We start from the raw sequence: 26,809 nt of genomic DNA, 5'->3' as shown, positions 1-26,809 counted from the left end.
GGAGACGGTGCGGGAAGGGTCGGGCCCCTGCGGCTGTTGTTGACGAAAGCCGAGGTCACGGCATGTACGGCGGGTGATCGCTCACAGCGAACGGAGGGCCGGGAACATTCGAGGCGCCCCGTGCATTGAGTCGGCATAACTCAACTTGACTGCCTAAGGGGAGATCATGGCTTCGACGTCCACTTCGCTCACCCTGCCCGTGCTGCCGCTCGACGACGACGTCGTGCTGCCCGGGATGGTGGTCCCGCTGGACTTGAACGACGCCGATGTACGCGCCGCGGTGGAGGCCGCCCAGGCCGCCGCCCGCTCCACACCGGGAAAGCCCAGGGTGCTGCTGGTGCCACGCATCGACGGGACGTACCCGGGCACCGGTGTGCTCGGCACCGTCGAGCAGGTCGGCCGGCTGGCCGACGGTGACCCGGGCGCCCTGATCCGCGGTCGCGGACGGGTGCGGATCGGCGCCGGGACGACCGGGCCGGGTGCCGCCCTGTGGGTCGAGGGGGCGCGGATCGACGAGAGCGTGCCCGAGCCGCTGCCCGGACAGGTCGCGGAACTGGTGAAGGAGTACAAGGCCCTCGCCACCGCCTGGCTGCGCAAGCGCGGCGCCTGGCAGGTCGTGGACCGCGTCCAGGCCATCGACGATGTCTCCCAGCTCGCCGACAACTCCGGGTACTCGCCCTTCCTGACCACCGAGCAGAAGGTGGAGCTGCTGGAGACCGCCGACCCGGTCACCCGCCTCAAGCTCGCCACCCAGCAACTGCGCGACCACCTCGCCGAACAGGACGTCGCCGAGACCATCGCCAAGGACGTCCAGGAAGGCGTCGACAAGCAGCAGCGCGAGTTCCTGCTGCGCCGCCAGCTCGAAGCCGTACGCAAGGAACTGCGCGAGCTGAACGGCGAGAAGGACGGCGAGGAGTCCGACGACTACCGCGCCCGCGTCGAGGCCGCCGACCTGCCCGAGAAGGTCCGCGAGGCCGCCCTCAAGGAGGTCGACAAGCTGGAGCGGTCCAGCGACCAGTCGCCCGAGGGGTCGTGGATCCGCACCTGGCTCGACACCGTTCTCGAACTGCCGTGGAACGAGCGGACCGAGGACGCGTACGACATCCAGGGCGCGAAGGACGTGCTGGACGCCGAGCACGCGGGCCTGGAGGACGTGAAGGAGCGGATCACCGAGTACCTGGCGGTGCGCAAGCGCCGTACGGACAGGGGTCTGGGTGTCGTCGGTGGGCGGCGGGGCGGTGCCGTGCTGGCCCTGGTCGGCCCGCCCGGCGTCGGCAAGACCTCGCTCGGCGAGTCCGTCGCGCACGCGATGGGGCGCAAGTTCGTCCGGGTCGCCCTCGGCGGTGTCCGCGACGAGGCCGAGATCCGCGGCCACCGGCGTACGTACGTCGGCGCGCTGCCCGGCCGGATCGTCCGCGCCATCAAGGAGGCCGGGTCGATGAACCCGGTGGTCCTGCTCGACGAGATCGACAAGGTGGGGTCCGACTACCGGGGTGACCCGGCGGCGGCTCTGCTGGAGGTCCTGGACCCGGCGCAGAACCACACCTTCCGGGATCACTACCTGGAGGTGGAACTGGACCTGTCCGACGTCGTCTTCCTGGCGACGGCGAACGTCCTGGAGGCCATCCCCGAGGCGCTGCTCGACCGTATGGAGCTGGTCCGTCTCGACGGCTACACCGAGGACGAGAAGATCGTCATCGCGCGTGACCACCTGCTCCCGCGCCAGCTGGAGCGGGCCGGTCTGAACAAGGACGAGGTCACCATCGGCGAGGGCGCCCTGCGCAAGCTCGCCGGCGAGTACACACGCGAGGCGGGTGTCCGTAACCTCGAGCGGTCCGTCGCCCGGCTGCTGCGCAAGGTGGCGGCCGAGCACGAACTGGGCCGGCGGAAGCTGCCGTTCACCATCGAGGACGGCGATCTGCGCTCCCTGATCGGCCGGCCGCACCACGTTCCCGAGTCCGCCCAGGACCCGGCGGAGCGCCGTACGGCCGTGCCGGGCGTGGCGACGGGCCTGGCGGTGACGGGCGCGGGCGGTGACGTCCTGTTCGTGGAGGCGTCGCTGGCCGACCCCGAGACGGGCGCGGCGGGCCTGACCCTGACGGGGCAGCTGGGTGATGTGATGAAGGAGAGCGCGCAGATCGCCCTGTCCTTCCTCCGCTCGCACGGCGCCGAACTGGAGCTGCCGGTCGCCGATCTGAAGGACCGTGGGGTGCACATCCACTTCCCGGCGGGCGCGGTGCCGAAGGACGGCCCGAGCGCGGGCGTCACGATGACGACGGCTCTCGCCTCGCTGCTCTCCGGGCGGCTGGTCCGCACCGACGTGGCGATGACCGGCGAGGTCTCGCTGACCGGCCGGGTGCTCCCGATCGGCGGCGTGAAGCAGAAGCTGCTGGCGGCCCACCGCGCGGGCGTCACGACCGTGGTCATCCCCAAGCGCAACGAGCCCGACCTGGACGACGTCCCGGCGGAGGTGCTGGACAAGCTCGACGTCCACGCCGTCACCGACGTCCGCCAGGTCCTGGAACTGGCCCTGTCGCCGGCCACCAACGGCGCGGCGCCGGAGGTTCCGGTCGCGGCGTGACGGACGTGACCGGAAAGGCAAGGCCCGGGTCCCGTGAGGGAGGCCCGGGCCTTCGCCGTACTACCCGCTACTACCCCTTGGCGAGCGCCACGACCCTGTCGAGGGTTCCGTTGAATTTGTTGTGGTCACCGACGGTCGGTCCGGAGGACGTGTACTGCCACATCGTGTAGTAGCTCCAGCCGGCCGGCAGTTCCCCGACCGCCGTCGCGTACCGGGCGACCCACAGCGGGTTGGTGGTGGCGAAGCCGCTGTAGTTGCCGGTGCACTGCTTCCACCAGCTGGTGGCCGTGTAGATGACCGGGTCGCGGCCGGTGCGGGCCTTGTACCGCTTCACGAAGTCGCCGATCCAGGTGACCATCGCGGTCGGGGTCTTGCCGTAGCAGGCGTCGCCGTAGGGGTTCCATTCGATGTCGAGGGCGCCGGGCAGGGTCTTGCCGTCGCCGGACCAGCCCCCGCCGTGGTCGACGAAATAGTCCGCCTGGGTTGCGCCATTGGTGGTGTCCGGGGTCGCGAAGTGGTAGGCGCCGCGGATCATGCCGATGTCGTAGGAGCCGTTGTACTGCTGGGCGAAGTAGGGGTTGGTGTAGTACGTCCCCTCGGTGGCTTTCACATAGGCCCACTTCACGCCGCTGTCCCACAGGGTCGACCAGGCGACGTCGCCCTGATGGCTGGAGACGTCGACGCCTTCGGTCTCAGCGGCCAGGTCAGAGGCGGGGAGGCCGTCCTCGCCGTCGTGGGTCAGGACGCCCATGCCCATGTGGGCCGAGCCGCGGGGCGGGGTGTCGTCGGCGGACGCGGGTGAGGGGTGGGGGAGGAGAAGGAGCAGGGCGGCGGTGAGCAGCAGCCCGGCGAGGTGCGGGCGCCGGGGGCGGAGCAGTTCGGATCTGTGCACGGGCATAGCGTGCCTCCGAAAACTCGGTGACGCTCGGTGGGGGAGTGGTGCGTGTCCGTGATGGGCCGATGCCGTCGACTGTGGCGCGGGCATGCCAAAAGAGGCGACGGCATTGAAGCTAGACGGCCAGAACAGCAGGTGGAAGGGGGTCCGGAGGCTGCCGTTGGTCCAAGCCTGCGAAATACTGGCGGAGCAGCGGCGATGACGGCGGTTGGCGGAAACTTTCACGACCGGGAAGAACGAGGCAGGGGCTGACGTGCACGAAGAGGGAAACGGCGACGGGCGCCGAGTCGAACCTGGGGGTGCCGCCTCCGATGGAGTGACCGGTCGTGGCCTGGGCCGGCCCGAATTCCTGGATCTGGAACGCGAGTTGACGGTCCTGTTCCGACGCGCCCGGGCCAAGCAGGGCGAGATGGCCCGCGAGGTCCATCCGGACCTGGAGTCCGCGGCGTACGGCCTGCTGGTCCGTCTGGATGACGCCGGCCGCCAGCGGGCCACCGAGCTCGCCGCCTACATCGGCGTCGGCAAGGCCACCATGTCCCGCCAGCTGCACGCCCTGGAGGACCTGGGCCTGGTCGCCCGCGAGCCGGACCCCGCCGACGGACGGGCCTGGCTGGTCCACCTCACCGAGGAGGGACGCGGCCGGGTCGCCAAGGTGCGGGAGGCCCGGCGGGCGCGCTATGTCGAACAGCTGTCGCACTGGGACCGGCAGGAAGTGGCGGAGCTGGCCCGATTGCTCAATCAGCTGAACCGGGGAATGGAGAAGTAACCGAAGCGGGGGAGCGGGGGAGCGGGGGAAGGGGAAGTAGTCGAACCGGGGGACGGGGAAGCCGGCGTTCCGCTCACAGCTCCGCGTACACGACCGTCGCGTCGTCGTGGGTCTTGCTCCGCCCCAGATACGTCCGCTCCCGCGCGTCCGCCGTCTCCAGCGCCCGCACCCGCTCCACCAGCGCCCGCGCCCCCTCCTTCCGTACGAAGGTGAAGCAGTCCGTCCAGTCCCCCTCACGGAACTTCTCCACCCACCGGGTCGCCCCGTCCGTCAGCGCTGCAAGGGCCCGGACATCCCCTCGCGGCAGCACTCCCGTCACCGCCCTCTCCGCCACCGACGGATCCGCGGCGGCCGTGAAGAAGCCGCCCTCCTTGTTGCGGATGTGGGTGTCGATCATGGCGTCCGTGGCCAGGGAGGCCCTGGGGAGACGTGCGAGACGGTCGTCCAGGTATGGCGTGATCCTGCCGTCCGGTGACTCCAGGAGCAGGGCCGAGTCCGAGAGGATCAGGTACTCCACCGCCCGCGACGACCAGCGCGCCAGAACCACTGTTGCCTGTGGGGTGCGCGGGTGAGAAAGGTCACAGGTTTGCGCGTGTGCCTCGGCGGTACGTGCGATGGCGCGGGCCAACGCGTCGGTGAGGGGAACATCAGGGAGTGAAACGGTCAGTTCGGTCAGGGCTCCGCCGAGTCGTGCGGTGAACCAGGGGACGGAATGCAGACAGCCCGTCTCACCCCTTGGCGGGGTGACCCCGTCCAGGACGACCAGTGCGCCGCCCTGTCCCGAGGCGGGAAGGCCGACACTTGCGAAGTCCTCGTTGGGGCGGGCCGGATCGCCGGACTCCGAAACAAGCTCTGTTCGCATTCGGCCAGTCTGCACGAGCCCTTCACAATGTCTGCCAAGGGGTCGCATTGGTCGTCGAATGGGTGCAGCGGCGCAGGTCAGGCGCCTGATTTGGGGTGGAATGGTTCGCTCCGAGGGGGCGTGGCGGCGAATACTGCCATCGCCCGCCGCAGACGTCCAACCGGCCTGCCGTACAAGGTGTGTGCACGCGCCGCAGGAACTTGCCCGCCAACTCCCCTCCGGGGTTCACTCCTTCGGGTGGCGGGTCAGGTGATGCGCGGCCGTCGCCCACCGGCACTGGGAGGGTCGGGGACCGGTTAGGGCACCCCTTGCTCGAACGAAGTCCCGCGAGCTTGGGGGAGGGGTGTACGTACGGTCGGCGGTAGTTGACGAAGCGTCATCCGGACCCATGGGTATCACGAGTCAGGAATGCGAGCACCGGTGCAGAAGATGCGGCCTCGTCGCTCAGGCAAGCAGACGGCCTCCGCAGGGGGCACGCAACCCACTCCCGGCACCACCACCGACGTCACACCCGCCGGCAAGGGGCGCCCGACACACGTACGGAACCGGCTGATCGTCGCCGTGGCCGTGGTGGCCGCCGCCATCGCCGCCGCCGGCGTCCCCTCGATCGTCGCCGCCTCCGGGCAACTGAACGACTCCCAGGAACTGGTGACCCTCGCCGGACAGACGGAGGACGCGCTCACGCTCGCCCACTCCCTCGCCGACGAGCGGGACGAGGTGACGTCGTACATCGCCGCCGGGCGGCCCAAGTCCAAGGCGCCCAGCGAGCAGCGCAGCACCCGGGTCGACCGGCAGGTCGAGGAGCTGCGCGCCGACACCGACGCCCCCGCCTCGCTGCGCCACGACCTCGACGGCATCGCGGCCCTGCGCCGCTCCGCGCTCACCGGCCAGAGCACCGCGCTCCAGGCCCACCAGGCGTACTCCGCGGCCATCACCGAACTGCACCGCCTCGCCGAGCGGCTGGCCGACCAGATGCCGCCCCGCGCGGGCTCCGGCGCCTACGCCCTCGCCGAACTGGACTCCGCCGTACAGCAGGCCGCCGCAGTGCGCGGGCTGCTGCTCGCCGCGCTCAGCGTGCCGACCACCACCGAGACCGTCATCGACCCGGTCACCGGCCTCCCGAGCACCCAGGAGACCTCCTCGGGCGCCGACGCCAAGCAGCGTGCCGAGCTCAGCGCCGCCGCCCAGCAAGCCCGGCTGCGCTCCGACGCGTCTCTCGCCGACTTCCGCGACACCGCGCAGAAGAGCGCGCGCACCTCGTACGACTCCACGGTCACCGGCCCCGAGGCCGACACGGCCGAGCGGTATCTGGCGTCGCTCACCGACCAGGCCACGCTCTCCGACCGGGACCTGGCCACCAACACCGAGCGGGCCGAGGCCGCCCTCTCCGCCCGCGTCGACCTGATGCGCGGCGCGGAGTCCGCCCTCTACGACCGCCGCACCAAGGCCCTGGAGCAGCTGCGCGACGACGACGTCACCGCGCTGGAGATCCGCATCGCGATCCTCGGCGCGCTGGTGCTGCTCGCCGTCGGCGTCGCCACCGGCATGGCCCGCAGCCTCACCCGGCCCCTCGCCGTTCTGCGGCTCGGTTCCGCGCGGCTCGCGCAGGCCGAGGACCCGGCGGCGGAGGAACCCGTCAAGTTCACCGGGCGCAAGGACGAGTTCGCGCAGGTCGTGAACTCCGTCAACGCCCTGCACACGCACGCCGTCGCCCTCCACGAGCGCGTCACCACCCTGGAGTCCGACCGCAAGCACCTGGTCGGGCAGCGGCAGAAGATGGCCGACGCCCGCGAGGGACTGCGTGCCGAACTCGCGGCGTCCGCCGACCAGCTGGAGCGGCTGCGCGACAGCATCGGCAGCACCTTCGTCAACCTGGCACTGCGCACCCTCGGCCTGGTCGAGCGCCAACTCGCCGTCATCGAGGGACTGGAGGAGCGCGAGCAGGACCCCGAGCGCCTCGCCACGCTCTTCAAGCTCGACCACTTCGCCACGGTCATGCGCCGGCACAGCGAGAACCTCCTCGTCCTGGCCGGCACCGAACACGTCCAGCAGCACGCCGGACCGGTGCCGCTGGTCGACGTGGTCCGCGCGGCGGTCAGCGAGATCGAGCGGTACGAGCGGGTCCGGATCGCCGCGCTCCCGCCGCACGCCCATGTGGCCGGGTTCGCCGCCGACGACCTCTCCCACGTCCTGGCCGAGCTGATGGAGAACGCCACCGCGTTCTCCCCGCCCGACCTGCCCGTCGAGATCTCCGGCTGGCTGCTGGAGAACGGCGAGGTCATGCTCTCCGTGCAGGACGAGGGCATCGGCATGACGAGCGATCGCCTGACCCGCCTCAACGGTCGCCTCGCCGACTTCGACCCCGAGGCGTCCTACGACCAGGAGGGCGACGACGGCCTGGGCCTCGGCCTGTACGTCGTCGCCCGCCTCGCCCACCGCCACGGCGTCCGCGTCCAGCTGCGCGAGCAGAAGCAGGGCGGCATCGCGGCGGTCGCCGTGCTGCCGAGGGCCCTGCTGGCGCCGGCCCCCGCCGCCGCGGTGCCCTCGGACACCCGGCACCACAGCGCCGCCCACGCCTTCTCCCTGCCCGGCGCCGACGCCGAGGCCAACTCCAACGTCCTGCGCGGCCGCGCCAAGAACGGCGACCCGCTGGTCGAGCTGGCGGAGCAGGCCGTACGGGAGACGGCTGACGCGGACGCGGCGGGGGACGCGGCGGAGGACCGTACGTCATCGGAAGCCGTCGAGGCGGGTCGTACGGAGCCCGAGGCGACGCCTGCCGAGACCACGATGGAACTCCTGATCCCGGCGCCCGCCGAGGAGCCGGAGGTCCCGGTCGCCGACCCCTACGCCATCGGACCGGACACCCATGAGCGGACCCGGGACGAGGGGGACGAGGGGGACGAGGGGGAGGACCTTGTCACCGACAAGGGCCTGCCCAAGCGCACCCCCAAGATCACCACTCCCGTGGAGGTCCCGCGGCCGCGGACCGGCGGCGTCGACGCCGAGGCCCTCCGTAAACGGCTCGGCGGCTTCCGTCGCGGCGCGGAGGCCGGCTATCGCGACGTCGAGGCGGAGATCGCCGAACAGACCGGTCAGAACAAGGCACCGACCGCAGGAACCACGGAATCCGAAGCAGCCACGGGGGGCACAGTCGAGGAGGCAAGCAGTTGACCGCGCCCAGTACCTTCGGACTGAGCAGTGAAGCCCGCAACCTGCACTGGTTGTTGACGAATCTGGTCGAGGAGGTGCCGGGCATCCAGTCCGTCGCCGTCGTCTCCTCCGACGGCCTGCTCCTCCTCTCCTCGGACCACGCCCGAAACGAAGCGGCCCGGGAAGCGAGGAACGACCGGCCCACCGGCCCCCGCGGTTCCTCCGCCGACCTCGCCACCATCGTCTCCGGCATCGGCAGCCTCACCATCGGGGCCGCCAAGCTGATGCAGTTCGGCGGGGTGAAGCACACCATGGTCGCGATGGAGGAGGGCAGCCTGTTCGTCATGTCCATCAGCGACGGCTCGCTGCTCGGCGTGCACGGCTCCGCGGACTGCGACATGAGCGTGGTGGCCTATCACATGGCGCTCTTCGTCGGCCGCGCCGGCCACGTCCTCACCCCCGAACTCCGCAGCGAGCTACGGAAATCCGTCGAGGCCGCGTCGGCAGGGAGTACCCGATGAGCAACGCCCCGAAGAGCAGGCCCCATCTCCCCGTACGCGGCGGCGACCGCAAACCCGCCCGCGTACGCCCCTACTCGCTCACCGGCGGCCGTACCCGCTTCGGCCACGTCCTCCTCGTCGAGACCTTCGTCGCGGCCCTGGAGGCGCCTCAGAAGCGCAAGGAACTGACTAACGGTTCCCTCTCCAGCCGTGTCATGCCGGAGATGCGGGCCATCGTCGAACTCTGCCGCCGTATGCGTACGGTGGCCGAGATCGCCGCGCTGCTGAAGATGCCGCTCGGCGTGGTCCGCGTGCTCCTCAGCGATCTCGCGGACCAGGGAAAGATCCGTGTGTACGGCACCGGAACCGGCCACGGCACAGGCCGGCCGGACCGCGCTCTGCTGGAAAGGGTGCTGAGTGGACTCCGTCGTCTCTGACGCCGCCACCTCCTTCGGCGTCACCCCGCTCCCCGATGAAGAGGAGCACCCGCGGTCCTGGCAGACGGACCGCACCCGGGCCCCCGTCGCCACGAAGATAGTCGTGGCGGGCGGTTTCGGCGTGGGCAAGACCACGCTGGTCACCGCCGTCTCGGAGATCACGCCCCTGCAGACCGAGGCGCTGATGACCGAGGCGAGCGAGGACACCGACGACCTCACCGCCACGCCCGGCAAGCTCACCACCACCGTGGCCATGGACTTCGGCCGCATCACCCTCGACGACGACCTGGTGCTCTACCTGTTCGGCACGCCGGGCCAGCAGCGGTTCTGGTTCATGTGGGACGACCTGGTGCGCGGCGCGATCGGGGCGGTGGTGCTGGCCGACACCCGGCGGCTGAAGGACTGCTTCCCGGCGCTGGACTACTTCGAGAGCTGCGGGCTGCCGTACGTCGTCGCGGTCAACCACTTCGACGGCAGCGAGCTGTTCGAGCCGCAGGACGTGCGTGAGGCGTTGACGATCCCGGCGCACATACCTGTAATGATCATGGATGCGCGCCGCCGGATCTCGGTGATCGAGACCCTCCTGAGCCTCGTCGGTCACGCGCTCGACGAAACCCCCGAGTAGATCCCCGAGTGGATCCCGAGTAGGAGAACAGCCCCGGATGCGGAAGATACTCGTCGTCGGAGCCGGCCAGTCCGGACTCCAGCTCGCCCTCGGACTCCAGTCGAACGGGTACGAGGTCACCCTGATGTCCAACCGGACGGCGGACGAGATCCGCTCCGGCCGGGTCATGTCCACGCAGTGCATGTTCCACACCTCGCTCCAGCACGAGCGCGATCTCCAGCTGAACTTCTGGGAGTCCCAGGCCCCGAAGATCGAGGGGCTCGGCGTCTCGGTGGCGGCCCCCGGCTCCTGGGCCGAGGGCCCCGCGGCGCGCGCGATCGACTGGCTGGGGCACCTCGACGGGTTCGCGCAGTCCGTCGACCAGCGGGTGAAGATGGCCGGCTGGATGGAGACGTTCGCCCAGCGCGGCGGACAACTGGTCATACACGGCGCGGCGGTCGGTGACCTCGACTACTTCTCCCGTACGTACGACCTGGTCCTGGTGTCGGCGGGCAAGGGCGAGCTGGTCCAGATGTTCGGCCGGGACCCGGAGCGCTCCCCGTACAGCGAGCCGCAGCGGGCGCTCGCCGTGTCGTACGTCCACGGCCTGGGCCCGCGTCCGGAGCACCCGGACACCGAGGCCGTCCGCTGCAACCTCGTCCCCGGTGTCGGTGAGCTGTTCGTCATGCCCACCCTGACGACCTCCGGACGCGCGGACATCCTGTTCTGGGAGGGCATACCCGGCGGCCCGCTCGACGCCTTCCAGGGAGTGAAGGACCCGGCGGAGCACCTCTCCCTGACCCTGGAACTCATGGAGCGGTACACGCCCTGGGAGCACGCGCGGGCGACCAAGGCCGAGCTCACGGACGCGGGCGGGGTGCTGAGCGGGCGGTACGCGCCGACGGTGCGCAACCCCGTCGGGCGGCTTCCCGGCGGCGGGCTCGTGCTGGGCGTGGCGGACGTCGTCGTGGCGAACGACCCCATCACCGGACAGGGCTCCAACTCCGCGTCCAAGTGCGCCGCCGCCTATCTCGCCTCGATCCTCGAACACGGGGACAAGGAGTTCGACGAGGCCTGGATGCGCGCCACCTTCGACCGGTACTGGGCCACCGCGCAGCACGTCACCAAGTGGACGAACGCCATGCTGGCGCCGCCGCCGGAGCACATCCTCAACCTCATCGGCGCGGCAGGGCAGTTGCAGCCGGTCGCCGATCGGTTCGCTAACGGCTTCGATGATCCGGCTGACTTCGAGAACTTCTTTTACGAGCCGGAGAAGACCGGTGCGTATCTCGCTGAGGTTTCCGGGGCTTGATCCTGGGGCGTACGGCTCCCAGTACCGGGTTCGACGCGATCGGGGAGATCTTGACCTTCCCGCCGGGGCGCGGGGCCTGGACCACCTTGCCCTTGCCCAGGTACATGGCCACATGGGTGGCGTCCGGGAAGTAGATGACCAGGTCGCCGGGGCGCAGTTTCGTCAGCGGGATACGGTCGAGCCGCGCCCACTGCTCCTGGCTCGTGCGCGGGATGCGGGTTCCCGCGTGGGCCCAGGCCTCGGAGGTCAGTCCTGAGCAGTCGTAGGACTTGGGGCCCTCCGCGCCCCACTTGTACGGCTTGCCGAGCTGCCGCTTGGCGTAGCGGATCGCCCGGGCGCTCTCGCGGGACGGCTTGTGGTCGTCCTTGGCGAGGGTGCCCGACGCGAGGAAGGCCCGCTGGGCCTTCGCGGTGTCCTTCTTCTCCAGGGTGTCCAGCGCGGTGAGCTGTTCGGCGGTGAGGGAGGCCAGGAGTTCCTCCACCTTCTTCAGGCGCTTGTGTACGGCGTCCCGGTTCTTCTTCTGGCGCTCGGCGAGGGCGAGTTGCGCGTCGAGCGCCTTGCGGGCCTTGCGGGCCAGCTCGGCGGCCTTGTGTTCCGTACCGGTCAGCCGGCCGACCGTCTCGGCGCGCTCGCGGGCCAGCCGGGCGATGACATGGCCCTGGTCGAGGGCGTGCTGGGGGTCCTGGGCCAGGAGCAGGCTGACGTAGGGGGAGATGTCGGTGGTGTTCTGGTACTGCTGGCGGGCCAGGCGGCCGGCGGCGCCCCGGCTGTCGTACAGGGAGAGGCGGACGCGGGACAGGGCGGCGTCCAGGCGGCTCACCTCGGTGCGCTGCTTGTCGAGCTCTTCCTCGGTGGCGTTGTAGGTCTCCGTGGCCCGCTCGGTTTCCCGGTACAGGCGCTGAAGGTCCGTCAGGAGATCGGTGGTGGAGCGCGCTTGCGGTTCGGGGGGCGTGGGGGCCGCCGTCGCGGGGGCGGCCGGCGCGAGGAGCGTGGCGGTGGTGGCCGCGGCCGTCGCCGCCGCCGTACACGCCAGACGCAGAAGCCGTCCTGACACGTCATCACCTCCGGTGCGGAGAGGCTCTCTGCTCCGCACCGTGAGCATCGGACGGCGGCGCCGGGTTCGCGCGGTGGGTGTGCGCGGTTCGGCGCAGTGCGGTCACTCGTCCGAGTCGTGTGGCTTGCCGGGCGGCGTGGCGTCCGGCTTGGACCAGGGCCAGTTCCGGCGGCGGCTCTGCTCGCCCTCGGGGGCGTACTCGTACTTCCAGCGTTGGGTGAGGGCCGGGCGGGCGCCCTGTTTGCGTGGTACGCGGCGGTAGACGATGACCGTGGGCGGGCCGCCGTGCGGGTCGGGGACCGGGATGCGGTACGTCTTGGGCGGGTGGCCGGTGATGCCCAGCAGGACGGGGAGTACGCGGCCGTCCATGGGGCCGCCCTCGAACGGGGTGTCTTCGCTCTTCACGGCAACAGTGTCGGTCATCCCGGCTGTGGGTCGGTGGCCAGTCGCTCGGCCAGCTCGGCCGTCTGGGCATCTCGGGCCGCCGTGACGGCGAGCGCGGCTCCGAACTGTTCGACCAGCCAGTCCCGTAGTTCCGGCAAGGGGGGCTGCTTGCCCTCGTCCAGCCAGATGAGGGAGGCCGCCTCGACCGCGGTGATCCACATCCGTACGGTCATACGGAGGCGGAGGCCGGGGTGGGGGACCTCCAGGTGGCTGAGGATGTGCAGGGCCGCGGCTCGGCGTACGCCGTCCACTATGGCGGTGGTGCGGGAGGTCTCCACGACGCTGCCGCCCTGGAGCAGCGCGCTGAAGCCGGTGTCGTGCTCGTCGACGAAGGCGAGGTAGCGGTCGAGGGCGCGGGCCAGGCGCTGGAGGAGGGGGCCGTCGTGGGGTTCGTCGAAGCAGTGCTCGAGTTCTTCCGCGGCGGAGCGGAGGGCGGCCTCGTAGAGCTGTTGCTTGCCGCCGGGGAAGTAGCGGTAGACGAGGGGGCGTGAGACGCCCGCGGCTTCTGCCACGTCGTCCAGGGAGACGTCCTCGGGGGTGCGGTGGGCGAAGAGGGTGAGGGCGGCGTTGAGGAGCTGGGTGCGGCGCTCCTCGACGCTCAGGCGGCGGTAGGCGGGGGTGGGGGCCGAGGGCGTCATGACCAGCAGCGTAGTGCCATCCGGCGGTTGGGTCGGGGTGCCTGCGGCGGCCTGGGCCTGTCCGGTGGGGGTGCGCGTGGCGCCTGCGGTGCGGTGGGGGGCGGGGCCGTGCCGGGGGGGTGTCCGTCCTCGGTCGGGCGGTTGCGGTGGCTTGGAAGGTGTCCTGCGTTGACGCCCGCCGCTGCGGGCGGACACCCCCGGCACGGCCCCTTGCCGCCGTACGCGGGTGCCGCGACGCGGGGGTTCGCGCCTTTCCTATGCAAGTAGGCCGGACGACCTCCACAGGCGTCGGCCCACTCCGCGCAGCACGCCTATGTCGTCCAGGAAGTCTGTGAGGCGTTTGGCGCCTGTCTGCATGACCTCGCGGCGGTGTGCGCTGGCCTTGACCTGGGCCATGGCCTCTCGCCTGTCCAGGCCTACGTTCGTGTAGACGTCGGGGTTGACGAAGGCGACGGAGAAGACGCGGGCGAACTCGCCGGAGGTGACGCGGGTGAACTCCTGGGACCACTTCGGGGCCGTCACCATCTGGCGGCGGAGTTCCTCGCGGGCGTAGCGGACGTGGCGGGCCTCCTCGACCACGTGGATGCGGGTGACGCCGCGGATGAGGGGCTGGACGCGCTCGTCGGGGAAGGTCAGTCGCTGCATCCAGTCGAGGACCTCTTCACCGAGGAGCGTGGCCGTGAAGGAGCCGGGGGTGGTGGAGATGGTCTTGAAGAGGCGGCCGAGGGTGTGGTGTGCGCGGCCGACGGGGTACCAGGGGGTGCCGCCGTGGGAGATCAGGCGGGCGAACATCTTGGAGTGGCGGCACTCGTCCTCGATCTCGGTGAGGGCGTAGCGGACATGGGCGCTGGTGGCCGCCTTGTCGTAGATGTGGCGGACCAGGAGTTGCATGAGGATCAGCTCGAACCAGATGCCGAGGGAGGCCAGTGCGGCCGACTCGTGCTGGGAGAGGAGGATGCGCTGTTCCTCGCTCATGCGGTGCCAGAGGGGGGTGTCGTAGAGCGAGACCAGCTCCGGGGGCCAGAACCACTTGCCCTCCTCGAAGGGGGCGTCCCAGTCCAGCTCCTTGTCGGGGTCGAAGGAGTGCTTGGCGGAGGAGGCCAGGAGGCGTTCGGCCACCTGTTCGCGGTCCTTGAGCAGGCCGAGTGCGTCGCGCAGCCCGTCCAGCGCGTCGGCTTCCGTCAGGGTCGTCATCGGTCGGTCACCTCTGTTACCGGGGGTACGTCATCCGCGTCTTATGAGACTGCCTGTCAGCAAGGTCGTCAATCCCTTGCGCAGTACTTGTTGACCCCGCGTCTACCCCGTGTGAGCCTGCGTGGCATGCCGACATACGACCTGTACACCAACGATCCGGGAGAACCTCTCTGGCAGGTGCCGGCGGCCGGCGCGGCACGCTTCAGCTGGGAGTACGACGACGGGCGCGAACGGCTTCTGGCCCTGTACCAGAAGGGCAAGGACAAGCAGTGGGACGGGCAGCGGCGGATCGACTGGGACCTGGAGGTCGATCCGTATGACGCGCTCGGTACGCCGGAGGAGGCGATGGCGCTCTACGGGACGCCGTACTGGGCGAAGATGAGCGAGCGGGAGAAGGGCGAGCTGCGGCAGCACTACGCGTCCTGGCAGTTCAGTCAGTTTCTGCACGGCGAGCAGGGCGCGATGATCTGTGCGGCCCGCATCGTGGAGTCGGTGCCGGACATGGACGCGAAGTTCTATTCGGCGACGCAGACGATGGACGAGGCGCGGCACGCCGAGATCTACGGGCGTTTTCTGCACGAGAAGATCGGGATGGTCTATCCGATCAACGACAACCTTCAGTCACTGCTGGGCGACACGCTGCGCGACAGCCGCTGGGACATGCCGTATCTCGGAATGCAGGTGCTGATCGAGGGGCTCGCCCTGGCTGCCTTCGGCATGATCCGGGACACCACCACCAAGCCGCTGCCCCAGCAGATCCTGGCCTATGTGATGCAGGACGAGGCGCGGCACGTGGCTTTCGGGCGGATGGCGCTGCGGGACTACTACAAGCAGCTGACCGATACCGAGCTCCGAGAGCGCGAGGAATTCGTCATCGAGGGCTGCTATCTGATGCGGGACCGGCTGCGCGGTGTCGAGGTCCTGGAGAACTTCGGAATTCCGAAGGCCGAGGCGGAGCAGCTCAGCGAGCGGTCCGAATTCCTGCAGCTGTTCCGCCGGTTGCTCTTCTCGCGCATCGTCCCTTGTGTGAAGGACATCGGGCTGTGGGGGAAGCGGCTTCAGCAGGCCTATGTCGACATGGGTGTCTTTGAAATGGGCGACTCCAACCTGGACCTGCTGATGGCTCAGGACGAGGAGATCGCGGAGAAGCTGGATGCGGAGCGGTTCGCGGTGGAGGAGCGGGAGCGGGTGGCGGAGGTGGAGGGAGCGATCGAGGCGGGTCAACACCTCGACGGACGGCGGGGCCCCGAGCCCACCCCGGAGCCCCGGGAACCGCTGGCCTGATCCCCCTACACCGAGCAGCCCAGTCCCTCCGGAACCTCCCCCAGCACCGGCTCCGCCCCCTGTGGCGGGTACGACGTGCGCAGGGTGAAGGCGTACGGGGTGGGTCCGTTCGTGCGGAGGTGGAGGAGGCGGGACTCGGCTTCCGCGACGGTGGGGCGGTGGCCGGCGGGGACCCACCACAGGGCCGTCATCGCCTCCTGCACCCGTTCGAACCACTCGCGCCGGCGGGCCAGCATCTCGCGATGGCGGCCCTGGTACATGTACGCCGTCAGCGCGTTCGTGTCGCGCCACATCGTCAGGTTGATGATCAGCCAGTCGTCGCCGAAGACGCTCACGTCCGTCGCGTCGCCGGAGTCGTCCTTCAGCCGCCAGACGAAGCCGTCGGCGGCCTCGGCGTCGGCGTTCACGGGGTCGAGATTGTCGACGAAGTCCTTCAACTGGGGCGAGTCCAGCGGGGCCTTGAGGCGGGCGATGTTGACCTGGGCGAGTTCGAAGGCGGCTTCCGATGCGGCTGCTGTCGTCATGGACCGAACGATAGGTCGGTCGGGTCGCCGGGCGCAGCGGGTGTCTCAGTGGGTGGGCATGGTCGCCCGCGTCAACTGTCCCCGGGCGCCGGTGACTTCAGCACCGCCTCCATCACCGCCCGCGCGATCGGCGCCGCGTCGCCGCCCCCGCTGATCTCACCCCGGTCCGCGTCCGCGTCCTCCACCACCACCGCGACCGCGACCTTGGGCTCCAGGTCACGGTCGCCCTTCGCCCACGAGACGAACCAGGCGTACGGCGTGCCGGAGTTGCCGAGGCCGTGCTGGGCCGTGCCGGTCTTGCCGCCGACCGTCGCACCCGGGATCCAGGCGTTGGTGCCGGTGCCCTCCCGCACCACGTCCACCATCATTTCCTTCATGAGCCTCGCGGTCGACGGCCGCATCGCCTGCCGGACGGGGCGCGAACCGCCTGTCGAGACCGTGGCGCCGCTCGCGCGGGTCGTGCGCTCCACCAGATAGGGCGAGCGCACCTGGCCGCCGTTCGCCACGGCCGCCGCGACCATCGCCATCTGAAGCGGGGTGGCGCGCGTGTTGTACTGCCCGATCGACGACAGGGCGAGCTGCGCCTTGTCGACCTTCGTGTCGAAGGTGGACTCGGCGACCGGGAACGGGATCCTCAGGTTGGCGTCGTTGAAGCCGAAGGCGCCCGCCGTCGACGCCATCCGATCCACCCCGACCCTGACCCCCAGCCGCGCGAACACCGTGTTGCACGACCACTCGAGCGCCTTCCGCAGCGGAACGTCCTCACAGCCCTCGGACTCGTTCGTCAGCGAGGTCCTGGTGCCCGGCAGGGTGTAAGGGTCCGGGGAGTCGGTCGGCTCGTCCAGGTCCTCGACCACGCCCGCGTCCAGCGCCGCGGCCGCCGTCACCACCTTGAAGGTCGACCCCGGTGGATACGTCTTGCGCACCGCCCGGTTGAGCATCGGCTTGTCCGCGTCCCGGTTCAGCGACGACCAGGACCGGGTCACCGAGGCACCGTTCCCGGACAGGGCGGACGGGTCGTACGAGGGGGCGGAGACCAGTGCCAGGATCCGTCCCGTCGACGGTTCGATCGCCGCCACCGCGCCCTTGCGGCCCTCCAGCCCCTCGTACGCGGCCTCCTGCGCGGCCTTGCGCAGCGTGGTGACGACGTCGCCGCCGGGGTAGCGGTCGCGGGCGACGCCGTTCATCAGCGCGAAGGGCGACAGCAGCGGGTCGGTGCCCGCCAGGACGCCGTCCTCGGAGTGCTCCAGGAGCGTCGTGCCGTACTCCTGCGAGGCGAAGCCGGTGACGGGGGCGTACATCGGGCCGTTGGTGTACGTCCGTTCGTAGCGGAGGTGCTCGCCGGTGTCATGGGATCCGGTGACCGGTTCGCCGTCGACCAGGATGTCGCCGCGCGGCTGACCGTAACGGGCGATCGTGGTGCGGCGGTTGGCGATGTTGTCGTCGTAGGCCGGGGCCTCGAAGACCTGGATGCGGGTGGCGTTGACGAGCAGCGCGATCAGCAGCAGGGCGCAGAAGAAGGCGGCGTGTCTGATGTGCCGGGTCATCGGGCCGCCTCCGCGCGGTCGTCGTGGGCCCTGTCCACGGCCGCCTCCTCGCTCTTGGGGACGCCGAGCCGGCTGCGGGCCTTGTCGCTCAGCCGGATCAGCAGGGCCACGATCGCCCAGTTGGTGACCACCGATGAGCCGCCCTGCGCCAGGAACGGCATCGCCATGCCGGTCAGCGGGATCAGTCCCGTCACTCCGCCCGCGATCACGAACACCTGGAGCGCCACGATCGACGCGAGCCCGACCGCGAGCAGCCGGCCGAAGGGGTCGCGCAGCGCGAGGCCGGCCCGGTAGCCGCGCTCCACCAGCAGGCCGTAGAGCAGGAACACCGCGGACAGGCCCGCCAGGCCCAGCTCCTCCCCGGCCGTCGCCAGGATGAAGTCCGACTTGGCCGCGAAGCCGATCAGGATCGAGTGGCCGAGGCCCAGCCCGGTGCCGACCGTGCCGCCCGCCGCGAAGGCGAACAGTGACTGGGACAGCTGGTTCGGGCCCTCGCCCGCCTCGATGGAGGCGAACGGATGCTGCCAGTCCTCGACCCTGCCGTGCACATGCGGCTCCAGCTCCCCGACGGCCACCGCGCCCAGCGCCGCGAGCAGCAGGCCGACGGCGATCCACCCGGTGCGGCCGGTGGCGACGTAGAGCAGGACCACGAACAGGCCGAAGAAGAGGAGCGAGGTGCCGAGGTCGCGTTCGAGGACGAGTACGCCGACGCTCAGCAGCCAGATCGCCACGATCGGGCCGAGGACGCGCCCGGTGGGCAACTGCAGCCGCTCGCTGCCGAAGACCCGCCGGCCGGTGTACGCCAGCGCGCTGCGGTTGGCGGCCAGATAGGCCGCGAAGAACACCGCGAGCAGCACCTTCGCGAACTCGCCGGGCTGGATGGAGAATCCGGCGATCCGGATCCAGATGCGGGCGCCGTTCACGGACGGGAAGAAGATCGGCAGGGTGAGCAGGGCGAGGGCGGCGACGACACAGACGTAGGAGTAGCGCTGGAGCACGCGGTGGTCGCGCAGCATCAGGACGACCACGATGAACAGGGCCACCCCCAGCGTGGACCACACGAGTTGGGTGGGTGCCGCCCGGTCGCCCGGTGTCTCCAGGTCGAGCCGGTAGATCAGGACCAGGCCGAGGCCGTTGAGCAGCACGCCGATCGGCAGCAGCAGGGGGTCGGCGCAGGGGGCGCGCAGCCGCACCGCCAGATGGGCGACCAACGCGAGGACTCCGAGCCCGGCGCCGTATCCGGCGGCGCCGGGCGGGACGGTGCCGTTCCTGGCGAGGCCGACCGCGCAGTAGCCGTACACGGAGAGCAGGACGGCCACGACGATGAGGGCCAGTTCGATGCCACGGCGCCGGGGGAGCGGTACGGCGGGAGCGGGGGTGTCCGCTGCCACCACGGTGGTTCCGGCCTTGGTCATGTCCGGAACCTACCCAAATAGTCAGTCTTGTGTACCTAACGGCTCAGCACCAGCGCGGCGTCCGTCCGAGGGTGTCGATGTAACGGCCCGAGCCCCAGGCCCAGGTGCCGTCCGCGAGGAGGTACCAGATGCGGTTGCCCTGGACGCTCTGCCCCAGGGTCTTGCAGAAGATCCTGACGATGTCCCCCTGGTGGACGACCCGGATCACCTGGCTGCCGCGGTTGGGCGCGCTGCGCAGGAGCAGGGTGCTCGCGGTGACTTGGCCGCGGGTGAAGTGCTGGTCGTTGCCGCTGTCGCTGCCCCCGCCCTCGTCCCCGCCCTGGGTCCCGGTTCCGTCCCCCTGGGACTGGACCGAGCCGTTCTGGGACTCCCACTCGTCGTCGGCGACGGCGGGTGTGGCGGCAGCCGCGGCGGCGAGAAGGCCGGCGGCTATGGATATCGCGAAGCGGGAGCGCGGAGCCATGAGGCACCTCCAGGACAGGGAAAGAACCTGACTAACCGCCACATTAAGAGCGCTGGAGGTGGGTCGCGCGTCCTGATGGGCCATAGGTGAAACGCGCCGAAGGGGTGGTGCGTGGGGTGGTGCGTGGGGTGGTGCCTGGGGTGTGTCCCTATCGAAGGGTCAGTTTCGCCACGGCTCCGCCGTCCGCGGCGTTCGAGAACGTCAACCGCGCCCCCAGCACCTCGGCCTGCCCCAACGCGATGGTCAGCCCCAGCCCGTGTCCCTTCGCCCCGCCCTCGGTGCGAAAGCGCTGCGGGCCATGGGCGACGAGGTACTCCGGATAGCCGTCACCGTGGTCCCGCACGGTGACCACCGGCCCGTCCACGGTCAAGGACACCGGCCCGCGCCCGTGCTTGTGCGCGTTGGCCACCAGGTTCCCCAGCACCCGCTCCAGCCGCCGCCGGTCCGTCTCCACGACGACGTCCCGCAGCACCACGACCTCGGTCTCGGTCCCGGACGCCCGCACCACCCGCTCGGCCAACGCCCCGAGCGGCTCGCTGTCCGGCTCCGAACGCTCGCGCCCGCTGTCCAGCCGCGAGATCTCCAGCAGATCCTCGGTCAGGGTGCGCAACGCGGCCACCCGGTCCTGCACCAGTTCCGTCGGCCGCCCCTGCGGCAGCAGCTCGGCCGCCGCGTGCAGCCCGGTGAGCGGAGTGCGCAGTTCGTGCGCCACGTCCGCCGTGAAGCGCTGCTCGGCGAGCAGCTTGCTCTGCAGCGACGACGCCATCGAGTCGAGTGCCGCGGCGACCGCGGCCACCTCGTCGGGCGGCCGGGTGGAGTCCTTCGTACGGGGATCGTCCACCCGCGCGTCCAGGTCGCCGCCGCTGATCCGCCGGGCCACCCGGGCCGTGGCGTGCAGCCGCCGCGTCACCCGGGTCACCGCGAAGGCGCCCACCAGTACCGTCACCCCGATCGCGAGACCCGACGACCACAGGATGGCCCGGTCGAGCCCGTCGATGGTGCGGGCCTGCTGCGAGTAGTCCACCTCGACCGCGAGCGCCTGTTCGCCGTCGGCCGGGCCCGCCGCCCACATCGTGGGCCGGCCGTGGTGGTCGGCGACCATCGTGCCGCGTTCCCCGGCCACCGCGAGCTCCCGCAGCGACTCGGGCAGTTCCGGCGGATCCAGGCTGATGCCCGGTCCTATGGGGTCCCCGGCCTCGAACGCCGCCGTCGCGTCCTCCAGCCGGGACAGCGCGAGGTCGCGGGCCTGGCCGACGGTCTGGTTGGTGACCGAGACGTGCACGAGGACGCCGAGCAGCGCGGCGAGCGCGCAGCACATCACCGTGATGAAGACGGCGGCCTTCACGGCGAGCGTGCCGGCCCACTGGGGGAGCGCGAGCCTCATGGCGTGCTCGCCGAAGCCGAAGGCGAGGTGGAAGTGGAAGTGGAAGGAGAGGGCGAGGGGGAGGTGTGCGGTGTCTTCTTGCGCGCCCCGGTGCGCAGCATCTCGTCGTGCGTGAGCAGCATCGCCTTCTCGTCGGCGTCCCACGTCCACTGCAGCCGGTACTCGTACCCGGCGACCTCGGACGGCGAGCGTATGATCACCGACCGCCCCGCCAGCTCGACGCCGCTGATGGCGTCGTCCCAGCTCATCACCTGCATGAGCCGGTCCTTCTCGACGGTGTAGACCCGCACCGCGGTCGTCATGCCGGGCATCAGCCGGAAGCCGAGCGTGAGCTCGGGGCGCCCGTCGCCGGTCAGGTCCCGGTAGTACGGCAGCAGCACCGGGCACTTCCCGTGTCCGGCGCCGGCGGAGCAGTGGGCCATCAGACGGCCGGTCTCGCGGTACTGCGCGTCCTTGCCCTCGTAGTCCCCCCGGCTCAGGGCCATCTCCTGCCGTACCACCACCACCGGGTTCACATCGCGGATGTCGCCCCCGGGCACCGCGACGCCCTTCACGGCCTTCCGGTTCACCTCGCCGATCTCATAGGCGGGCCGGGATGCCGGCGTCAGCTTCGGCCAGAGCTTGTCCGGGCTGACCGCGGTCTCGGTCGGGCCCGCGCCCTGGAGTCCCCCGGCGTCCCCGCAGGCCGTCGCGGCCGACAGCAGCAGTGCGGCAAGGGCACTGAGCGCGGCGGTGCGCGCGAGGCGGCTGCGGGGCACGGTTCCGGTTCTCCTGGGGCTCGGGGTGATGGTCGGCCCGTACACCCTATTCGTACGGAAGTCCTTTTTGCGCACCTGGTGGGCGGACGGGCGACGGCCTACTCGGTGAGCTCCTCCAGCAGCCGCGCGGTGGACAGGCCGGCCCGGAGATAGTCGATGAACAGCTCGTTGTGCAGGGCCCACGGCGAGCGGCGGGAGCGTATCAGCCGGATCGCCTGCTCGGCGGAGTGGCTCCGGCGGACCAGGGCGTGGGCGACGACGAGGCCCGAGCGGTTGTACCCGTGATAACAGCGGACGAGGACCCTGCGGCCCTCGTCCAGCGCCTCGCACGCCGCCTCCGCCAGCCGTATCACCCCCGCGAGCTGGGTGCCGTCCAGCGGCCCGTCGGGGATCGGCCACACATGGTGCTCGACGCCGGAATCGGGTCCGTGTCCGGGCAGCCGCAGCAGCGTCTGGACGAGATCGAACTCGTCCCGTACGACGGCGAACTCCAGTTGCCCCGAGCGGCCCCGGAACTCGTGCCCGCCCATCCACAGGCCGGGCACGATCTCGCTCCACGGGCTGTCCGGAGCAGGTACGTCGGGTTGCTTCCTGCGGGTACGCAACGGCGCCTCCCCAGCCACCCCTAGGGCGGTCTGCCCAACTCCTCTCAAAGGTAACCGGGTTCTTGCCCCCGCAGCACCCCGCCTGTTCCCATGGTCATGGGGTGATGGTGCATGAACGGACTGCGCGTCATACCGGTCTGGCGGCACGGCCAGGAACGGCTCTACGTCTGCCTCACCGACGGGCGGAACCTCGCCTGGTACGACCGTGAGGCGGGCCGGGTCAATCTGCTCAGCGACGACCGCAGGGAGGACGTGCTGGAGGCGCTCGGCCCCTTCATCACCGGCACGGTGACGGTGGGCCCGCCCCCGGTCCCCACCCCGGCCGAGCTGGCGCGGCTGACCCTGCATCCGGACGACGACCTGGCGCCCAACCGTCCCGGCGAGGCGCTTCTGATCGACCTGGACCGGGATCCGGGACCCTCGCACCGGCTGCGGCCCGACCCGCGCCGCCGCGCGCTGACAGCGGAGCAGACGGTCGGGGAGGCGCTGGACCGGCTGGACGGCGCGGGCTGGCACACGCTGCACTCCGTGCCGCTTCCCGGCGGCGACCGCATCCACCATCTGGTGATCGGGCCGGGCGGGCTGTTCGCGCTGTACTCCCTGTACGCCCGTAAGCAGAAGGTGACCGTCGCCGACCCCACGGTCTCGGTGGGGCGCCGGGACTCCTCCCCCCTGCTGCGCCGGGTCCGTGCCGCCGCCGACCGCGCCTCCCACGCCCTGACCGCCGAGGTCCGCCCGGTTCTCGCCCTGGTCGCCCCGGCCGACGTGACGATCACCGCGTCGGTGCGTGAGGTACGGATCCTGCGGGACACGGAGGTGGCGGGGCTGGCCCGGACGGGCGGGGTGCTGAAGCCGGCGGATGTGGAGGCGCTGCACGCGATGGCTCGGGACCGGAGGGTTTGGGGTGACGCCGGCTGAGTGGTGCGGGTCGGCTGTCATGGCCGTCGGGATCGCGCGGGCCTGCGCTCAAGGGTGACGGTCAGGGCAGCTCGCCCGCCGCGTCCGGGTCCAGGAGCGGAGCCAGCAGGTCGCCGTAGTCCTGCAGTCGTGGCCCCAGGTCGGGGGCGAGGAGGGTCAGAGCGGCGGGGGAGCGGCAGTCCTCCACCTCCTCCCAGGTGACCGGGGCGGACACCGTCGGCTCGGGGCGGGCGCGCAGGGTGTAGGGGGTGGCCGTCGTCTTGCGGGCGGCGTTCTGGCTCCAGTCGACGAAGACCTTTCCCGGCCTGAGGCTCTTGGTCATCCGGTGGATCACCAGCCGGGGCAGGGCCTTCTCGGCCTCCACGGCGAGTTCCTTCGCGTACTCGGTGGCCCGTTCGGAGGAGGCCGGCCGGATCGCCGCGGCGAGATGGAGGCCCTTGGAGCCGGAGGTCTTCGCGTACGCCTCGATGCCGTCGGCGGCCAGCCGCTCCCGCAGCCAGAGGGCGACCTCGCAGCACTCGACCACGGTCGCGGGCGGGCCGGGGTCGAGGTCGAAGACCAGCCGGTCGGCCTCGCCGGGCGCGCCGATCACCCACTGGGGCGTATGGAACTCGGTGACGAGATTGGCGGCCCACATCAGGCTCGCGAGGTCCTGCACGAACACCATCCGGGCCGGTCCCTCCACGCGGGGCACCTCGGCGGTGGTGACCCAGTCGGGGGTGCCCGGCGGCACGTTCTTGGTGAAGAACACCTGACCGTCCGGCCCGTCGGGATAGCGCAGGAAGGACACCGGCCGGTCCCGCAGATGGGGCAGCAGGGCATCGGCGGTGGTGGCGTAGTAGTGCAGCAGCTCACCCTTGGTGAAGCCGGTCGCCGGATACAGCACCTTCTCCAGATTGCTGAGCGCGAGCCGTCGCCCCTCCACCTCTGTGATCGGCGTCATACGATGAGAATTCCAGAGATTAAGGTGGATGTCCGGCAAACCTCGGCAAACCGATCGAAAGGGTGCTGCACGTGCGATCCATATGGAACGGCGCCATCTCGTTCGGCCTGGTCAGCATCCCGATCAAGCTGGTGAACGCCACGGAGAACCGCTCGATCTCCTTCCGGCAGATCCACATCGAGGACGGCGGCCGTATCCGCTATCGCAAGGTCTGCGAGCTGGAGGAACGTGAGGTCACCCAGGCGGAGATCGGCAAGGGGTACGAGGACGCGGACGGCACGATCATCCCGATCACGGACGAGGACCTGGCCAACCTTCCGCTCCCGAGCGCGAAGACGATCGACATCGTGGCCTTCGTGCCGGCCGACCGGATCGACCCGCTCCAGATGGACAGCGCGTACTACCTCGCGGCGGGCGGGGCGCCCGCGGCCAAGCCGTACACCTTGCTGCGGGAGGCGCTGAAGCGCAGCCAGAAGGTGGCGATCGCGAAGTTCGCGCTGCGGGGCCGTGAGCGGCTCGGCATGCTGCGGGTGGTCGACGAGGCCATCGCCATGCACGGGCTGCTGTGGCCGGACGAGGTCCGGGCGCCCGAGGGGGTCGCGCCGGACACGAACGTCACCGTGAACGACAAGGAACTGGACCTCGCGGACGCCCTGATGGACACCCTCGGCGAGATCGAACTCGACGAACTGCACGACGAGTACCGCGAGGCCCTGGAGGAGGTCGTCGCCGCGAAGGCCGCCGGCGAGGCCCCGCCCGAGGCACCCGAACCCGCCCGGCCCGGCAAGGTCCTCGACCTGATGGCGGCCCTGGAGAACAGTGTGCGGGCGGCCAAGGAGTCGCGCGGCGAGCAGCCGAAGGACGAGGCCGAGGTCCACCGTCTGCCCCAGCGCAAGTCGGCCCGAGCGGCCCCGAAACAGACGGCGGGCAAGAAGTCGACGGCCGCGACGAAGAAGACAGCGGCGAAGAAGGCGACGGCCTCGGCCAGGAAGTCGACGTCGAAGTCAGCCCAGGGCGCGAAGAAGACGGCGGCGAAGAGCACCGCGAAGAGCACGGCGAAGAGTGCGGCGAAGAAGACGACGGCCAAGACGACGGAGAAGGCGACGGCGAAGAAGGCCACCTCACGCAAGCGCACCGCGTAGCCGGCCGGTGGGGCCGGGCGGGGCGCCCGTCCGAACCCGCCGCAACGCCAACACCGCGTTGTGCCCCCCGAACCCGAACGAATTGCTCAGCACCAGATCCCCGTCCTCCGGTAACGCCCGCGCCATCCCCCGCACCACATCCAGGTCGATCGCGTCGTCGTCCTCGCGGCTGCCGACGGTCGGCGGTATCAGCCCGTGGTGCAGCGTCAGCGCGGCGGCCACGGCCTCCACGCCACCGGCGGCGCCCTGGAGGTGCCCCAGATGCCCCTTGAGCGCGGTGACCGGCACCGTCCGTTCCCCGAGTACCGCCCGCAGGGCGCCGGCCTCCGCGAGGTCGCCCTCGGCGGTCGCCGTGGCGTGGGCGTTGACGTGGACGATGTCCGGCACGCCGGCCCCGGCGTCGCGCAGGGCCCGCCGTAGCGCAAGGGCGATGCCGTCGCCGGTCGGGTCGGGGGCGGCCATGTGGTGGGCGTCGGCCGAGAGGCCCCAGCCGGCTGCCTCGCAGTAGATCCGCGCGCCCCGGGCCAGTGCGTGTTCCTCGGCCTCCAGGACCAGGATCCCGGCACCCTCGCCGTTGACGAACCCGCTGCGGTCCTTGGCGAAGGGGCGGGAGGGCGACACGTCGAGGGAGGAGTTCCCCTCGGCCAGCGCCCGCATCGCCGCGAAGGACGCCATGATCGCCGGCGTGACGACCGCCTCGGCGCCGCCCGCGAGGGCCATGTCGACGCGCCCGTACCGTATGCGGTCGATGGCCTGCCCGATGGCCTCGGTCCCCGACGCGCACGCGCTGGTCACGGTCCGGGCCTCGCCGGTGATGTGCAGGTCGAGCGAGACCTGGGAGGCGGCCTGCGAGGGCACCGTCATGGGAGTGGTCAGCGGCGAGACGGCTCGCGGTCCCCTCTCCCGCAGCCTGCGGTCCCCGTCCACCAGCACGGACGCGTCACCGAGTATCGCCCCCAGACTCACCCCGACCCGTGCCGGATCGACCCCGCTCTCCAGCGTGCCGCCCGCCATGAACCCGGCGTCGGCCCACGCCTCCCGGGCCGCCAGCACCCCGAACTGCGCGGCCCGGTTCATCCGCCGCGCCGCCGGCCTGGGCAGGAGGCGGGCGGGGTCCACGGGTACGACCCCGGCGATCCGCACGGGTAACCCGTCGAACTCCTCCCCGGCCAACTCCCGTATGCCGTGCCGCCCGTCGAGCAGCCCCTGCCACAACTCCCCGACCCCGACACCAAGCGGTGTGACCGCCCCCAACCCGGTGACGACGACCCTGCGGGGCACGGACGCGGCGGCCTCGCTCATCTCGGCATGCCCCCTAAAGTCGTTGAAAGGGAAACATGCCCAGATTCCTCATGTCCTGCACATGCGGAGGGCGAGGAGGGCGGGAGC

The 26,809-nt window shown here is 70.9% G+C and carries 24 protein-coding genes and 1 pseudogene; 10 read left to right on the top strand and 15 right to left on the bottom strand.

The genetic code is table 11. From position 1 onward, the window contains the following. Positions 1-166 precede the first annotated feature (166 nt). Entirely contained in the window at positions 167-2,581 is a 2,415-nt protein-coding gene (gene lon / locus ACZ7NC_RS10650) for an endopeptidase La (RefSeq protein WP_471486805.1), read from the top strand. Positions 2,582-2,651: 70 nt separating this feature from the next. On the opposite strand, the gene ACZ7NC_RS10645 is transcribed toward lon, so the two are convergent. Further along, positions 2,652-3,479, bottom strand: a complete 828-nt coding sequence (locus tag ACZ7NC_RS10645) for a lysozyme (RefSeq protein ID WP_471486803.1) — start codon at positions 3,477-3,479, stop codon at positions 2,652-2,654. Positions 3,480-3,729: 250 nt separating this feature from the next. On the opposite strand from ACZ7NC_RS10645, the gene ACZ7NC_RS10640 reads away from it, so the two are divergent. Then, positions 3,730-4,242 (top strand): MarR family winged helix-turn-helix transcriptional regulator, encoded by a 513-nt coding sequence (locus tag ACZ7NC_RS10640; protein WP_471486801.1) that lies wholly within the window; start codon positions 3,730-3,732, stop codon positions 4,240-4,242. A gap of 73 nt (positions 4,243-4,315) precedes the next feature. Here the strand turns inward: ACZ7NC_RS10640 and ACZ7NC_RS10635 are convergent, their stop codons facing one another. Beyond that, complete coding sequence (locus ACZ7NC_RS10635) at positions 4,316-5,104, bottom strand: protein phosphatase 2C domain-containing protein (RefSeq protein ID WP_471486799.1); 789 nt, start codon at positions 5,102-5,104, stop codon at positions 4,316-4,318. A 408-nt stretch (positions 5,105-5,512) separates the two neighbouring features. Between ACZ7NC_RS10635 and ACZ7NC_RS10630 the strand changes: the two genes are divergently transcribed. Genes ACZ7NC_RS10630 through ACZ7NC_RS10610 form a run of 5 tightly spaced genes read left to right on the top strand, consistent with a single transcriptional unit; the run spans position 5,513 to position 11,107 of the window. Then, positions 5,513-8,275: a sensor histidine kinase gene (locus ACZ7NC_RS10630; protein WP_471486797.1), complete on the top strand. Its 2,763-nt coding sequence runs from the start codon at positions 5,513-5,515 to the stop codon at positions 8,273-8,275. Further along, entirely contained in the window at positions 8,272-8,775 is a 504-nt protein-coding gene (locus ACZ7NC_RS10625) for a roadblock/LC7 domain-containing protein (RefSeq protein WP_471486795.1), read from the top strand. Before ACZ7NC_RS10630 ends, ACZ7NC_RS10625 begins: the two co-directional genes overlap by 4 nt. After that, entirely contained in the window at positions 8,772-9,191 is a 420-nt protein-coding gene (locus ACZ7NC_RS10620) for a DUF742 domain-containing protein (RefSeq protein WP_471486793.1), read from the top strand. Before ACZ7NC_RS10625 ends, ACZ7NC_RS10620 begins: the two co-directional genes overlap by 4 nt. After that, entirely contained in the window at positions 9,172-9,816 is a 645-nt protein-coding gene (locus ACZ7NC_RS10615) for a GTP-binding protein (RefSeq protein WP_471486791.1), read from the top strand. The genes ACZ7NC_RS10620 and ACZ7NC_RS10615 overlap by 20 nt, the downstream gene beginning before the upstream one ends. Positions 9,817-9,853: 37 nt before the next feature. Then, the gene (locus tag ACZ7NC_RS10610; RefSeq protein WP_471486789.1) at positions 9,854-11,107 is read left to right on the top strand and encodes a styrene monooxygenase/indole monooxygenase family protein; all 1,254 of its coding nucleotides are present in this window, start codon (positions 9,854-9,856) and stop codon (positions 11,105-11,107) included. Here the strand turns inward: ACZ7NC_RS10610 and ACZ7NC_RS10605 are convergent. The 4 genes from ACZ7NC_RS10605 to ACZ7NC_RS10590 form a co-directional block, all read right to left on the bottom strand. Next, positions 11,016-12,161: a C40 family peptidase gene (locus ACZ7NC_RS10605; RefSeq protein ID WP_471486787.1), complete on the bottom strand. Its 1,146-nt coding sequence runs from the start codon at positions 12,159-12,161 to the stop codon at positions 11,016-11,018. The genes ACZ7NC_RS10610 and ACZ7NC_RS10605 overlap by 92 nt on opposite strands. A 102-nt stretch (positions 12,162-12,263) precedes the next feature. Further along, positions 12,264-12,566 (bottom strand): hypothetical protein, encoded by a 303-nt coding sequence (locus tag ACZ7NC_RS10600; RefSeq protein WP_471486785.1) that lies wholly within the window; start codon positions 12,564-12,566, stop codon positions 12,264-12,266. A 14-nt stretch (positions 12,567-12,580) separates the two neighbouring features. Then, complete coding sequence (locus tag ACZ7NC_RS10595; protein WP_471486783.1) at positions 12,581-13,243, bottom strand: TetR/AcrR family transcriptional regulator; 663 nt, start codon at positions 13,241-13,243, stop codon at positions 12,581-12,583. Between the two features lie 255 nt (positions 13,244-13,498). Continuing rightward, entirely contained in the window at positions 13,499-14,437 is a 939-nt protein-coding gene (locus ACZ7NC_RS10590) for an AurF N-oxygenase family protein (RefSeq protein ID WP_471486781.1), read from the bottom strand. Between the two features lie 126 nt (positions 14,438-14,563). Between ACZ7NC_RS10590 and ACZ7NC_RS10585 the strand changes: the two genes are divergently transcribed. Further along, the gene (locus ACZ7NC_RS10585) at positions 14,564-15,721 is read left to right on the top strand and encodes a ferritin-like domain-containing protein (protein WP_471486779.1); all 1,158 of its coding nucleotides are present in this window, start codon (positions 14,564-14,566) and stop codon (positions 15,719-15,721) included. A 5-nt stretch (positions 15,722-15,726) separates the two neighbouring features. Here ACZ7NC_RS10585 and ACZ7NC_RS10580 read toward each other — a convergent pair whose 3' ends face one another. From ACZ7NC_RS10580 to ACZ7NC_RS10550, 7 genes are all read right to left on the bottom strand, one after another. After that, a complete protein-coding gene (locus ACZ7NC_RS10580) occupies positions 15,727-16,245 on the bottom strand; it encodes a DUF3291 domain-containing protein (RefSeq protein ID WP_471486777.1) in 519 nt (172 codons plus the stop codon). Between the two features lie 71 nt (positions 16,246-16,316). Further along, positions 16,317-17,792, bottom strand: a complete 1,476-nt coding sequence (locus ACZ7NC_RS10575) for a penicillin-binding transpeptidase domain-containing protein (protein ID WP_471486775.1) — start codon at positions 17,790-17,792, stop codon at positions 16,317-16,319. Next, the gene (locus tag ACZ7NC_RS10570; protein WP_471486773.1) at positions 17,789-19,207 is read right to left on the bottom strand and encodes an FtsW/RodA/SpoVE family cell cycle protein; all 1,419 of its coding nucleotides are present in this window, start codon (positions 19,205-19,207) and stop codon (positions 17,789-17,791) included. Before ACZ7NC_RS10570 ends, ACZ7NC_RS10575 begins: the two co-directional genes overlap by 4 nt. 43 nt (positions 19,208-19,250) lie before the next feature. Next, positions 19,251-19,670 carry an SH3 domain-containing protein gene (locus ACZ7NC_RS10565; protein WP_471486771.1) on the bottom strand — a complete coding sequence of 140 codons (420 nt, stop codon included), beginning with the start codon at positions 19,668-19,670 and terminating at the stop codon, positions 19,251-19,253. A gap of 148 nt (positions 19,671-19,818) precedes the next feature. Further along, positions 19,819-21,054 carry an ATP-binding protein gene (locus ACZ7NC_RS10560; RefSeq protein WP_471486769.1) on the bottom strand — a complete coding sequence of 412 codons (1,236 nt, stop codon included), beginning with the start codon at positions 21,052-21,054 and terminating at the stop codon, positions 19,819-19,821. Next, positions 21,051-21,812 carry a hypothetical protein gene (locus ACZ7NC_RS10555; RefSeq protein ID WP_471486767.1) on the bottom strand — a complete coding sequence of 254 codons (762 nt, stop codon included), beginning with the start codon at positions 21,810-21,812 and terminating at the stop codon, positions 21,051-21,053. The genes ACZ7NC_RS10560 and ACZ7NC_RS10555 overlap by 4 nt, the downstream gene beginning before the upstream one ends. A 98-nt stretch (positions 21,813-21,910) precedes the next feature. Then, positions 21,911-22,417 (bottom strand): protein-tyrosine phosphatase family protein, encoded by a 507-nt coding sequence (locus tag ACZ7NC_RS10550; protein ID WP_471486765.1) that lies wholly within the window; start codon positions 22,415-22,417, stop codon positions 21,911-21,913. A gap of 111 nt (positions 22,418-22,528) precedes the next feature. Here ACZ7NC_RS10550 and ACZ7NC_RS10545 point away from each other — a divergent pair, with 111 nt between their 5' ends. After that, positions 22,529-23,335, top strand: a complete 807-nt coding sequence (locus ACZ7NC_RS10545; protein WP_471486763.1) for a nuclease-related domain-containing protein — start codon at positions 22,529-22,531, stop codon at positions 23,333-23,335. 61 nt (positions 23,336-23,396) lie between these two features. On the opposite strand, the gene ligD is transcribed toward ACZ7NC_RS10545, so the two are convergent. Then, positions 23,397-24,278, bottom strand: coding sequence for a non-homologous end-joining DNA ligase (gene ligD, locus ACZ7NC_RS10540; protein WP_471486761.1), 882 nt, complete (start codon positions 24,276-24,278; stop codon positions 23,397-23,399). Between the two features lie 71 nt (positions 24,279-24,349). On the opposite strand from ligD, the gene ku reads away from it, so the two are divergent. Then, the gene (gene ku / locus ACZ7NC_RS10535; protein ID WP_471486759.1) at positions 24,350-25,420 is read left to right on the top strand and encodes a non-homologous end joining protein Ku; all 1,071 of its coding nucleotides are present in this window, start codon (positions 24,350-24,352) and stop codon (positions 25,418-25,420) included. On the opposite strand, the pseudogene ACZ7NC_RS10530 reads toward ku, so the two are convergent. After that, a pseudogene (locus ACZ7NC_RS10530) lies at positions 25,400-26,716 on the bottom strand (beta-ketoacyl-[acyl-carrier-protein] synthase family protein); the annotation flags it as partial. The gene ku and the pseudogene ACZ7NC_RS10530 overlap by 21 nt on opposite strands. Between the last annotated feature and the right edge of the window lie 93 nt (positions 26,717-26,809).

It is taken from the genome of Streptomyces sp. NPDC111802, from assembly GCF_055634335.1.
Note: the sequence above shows the minus strand (reverse complement) of the source record. Positions and strands in the feature narration are given on the sequence as shown.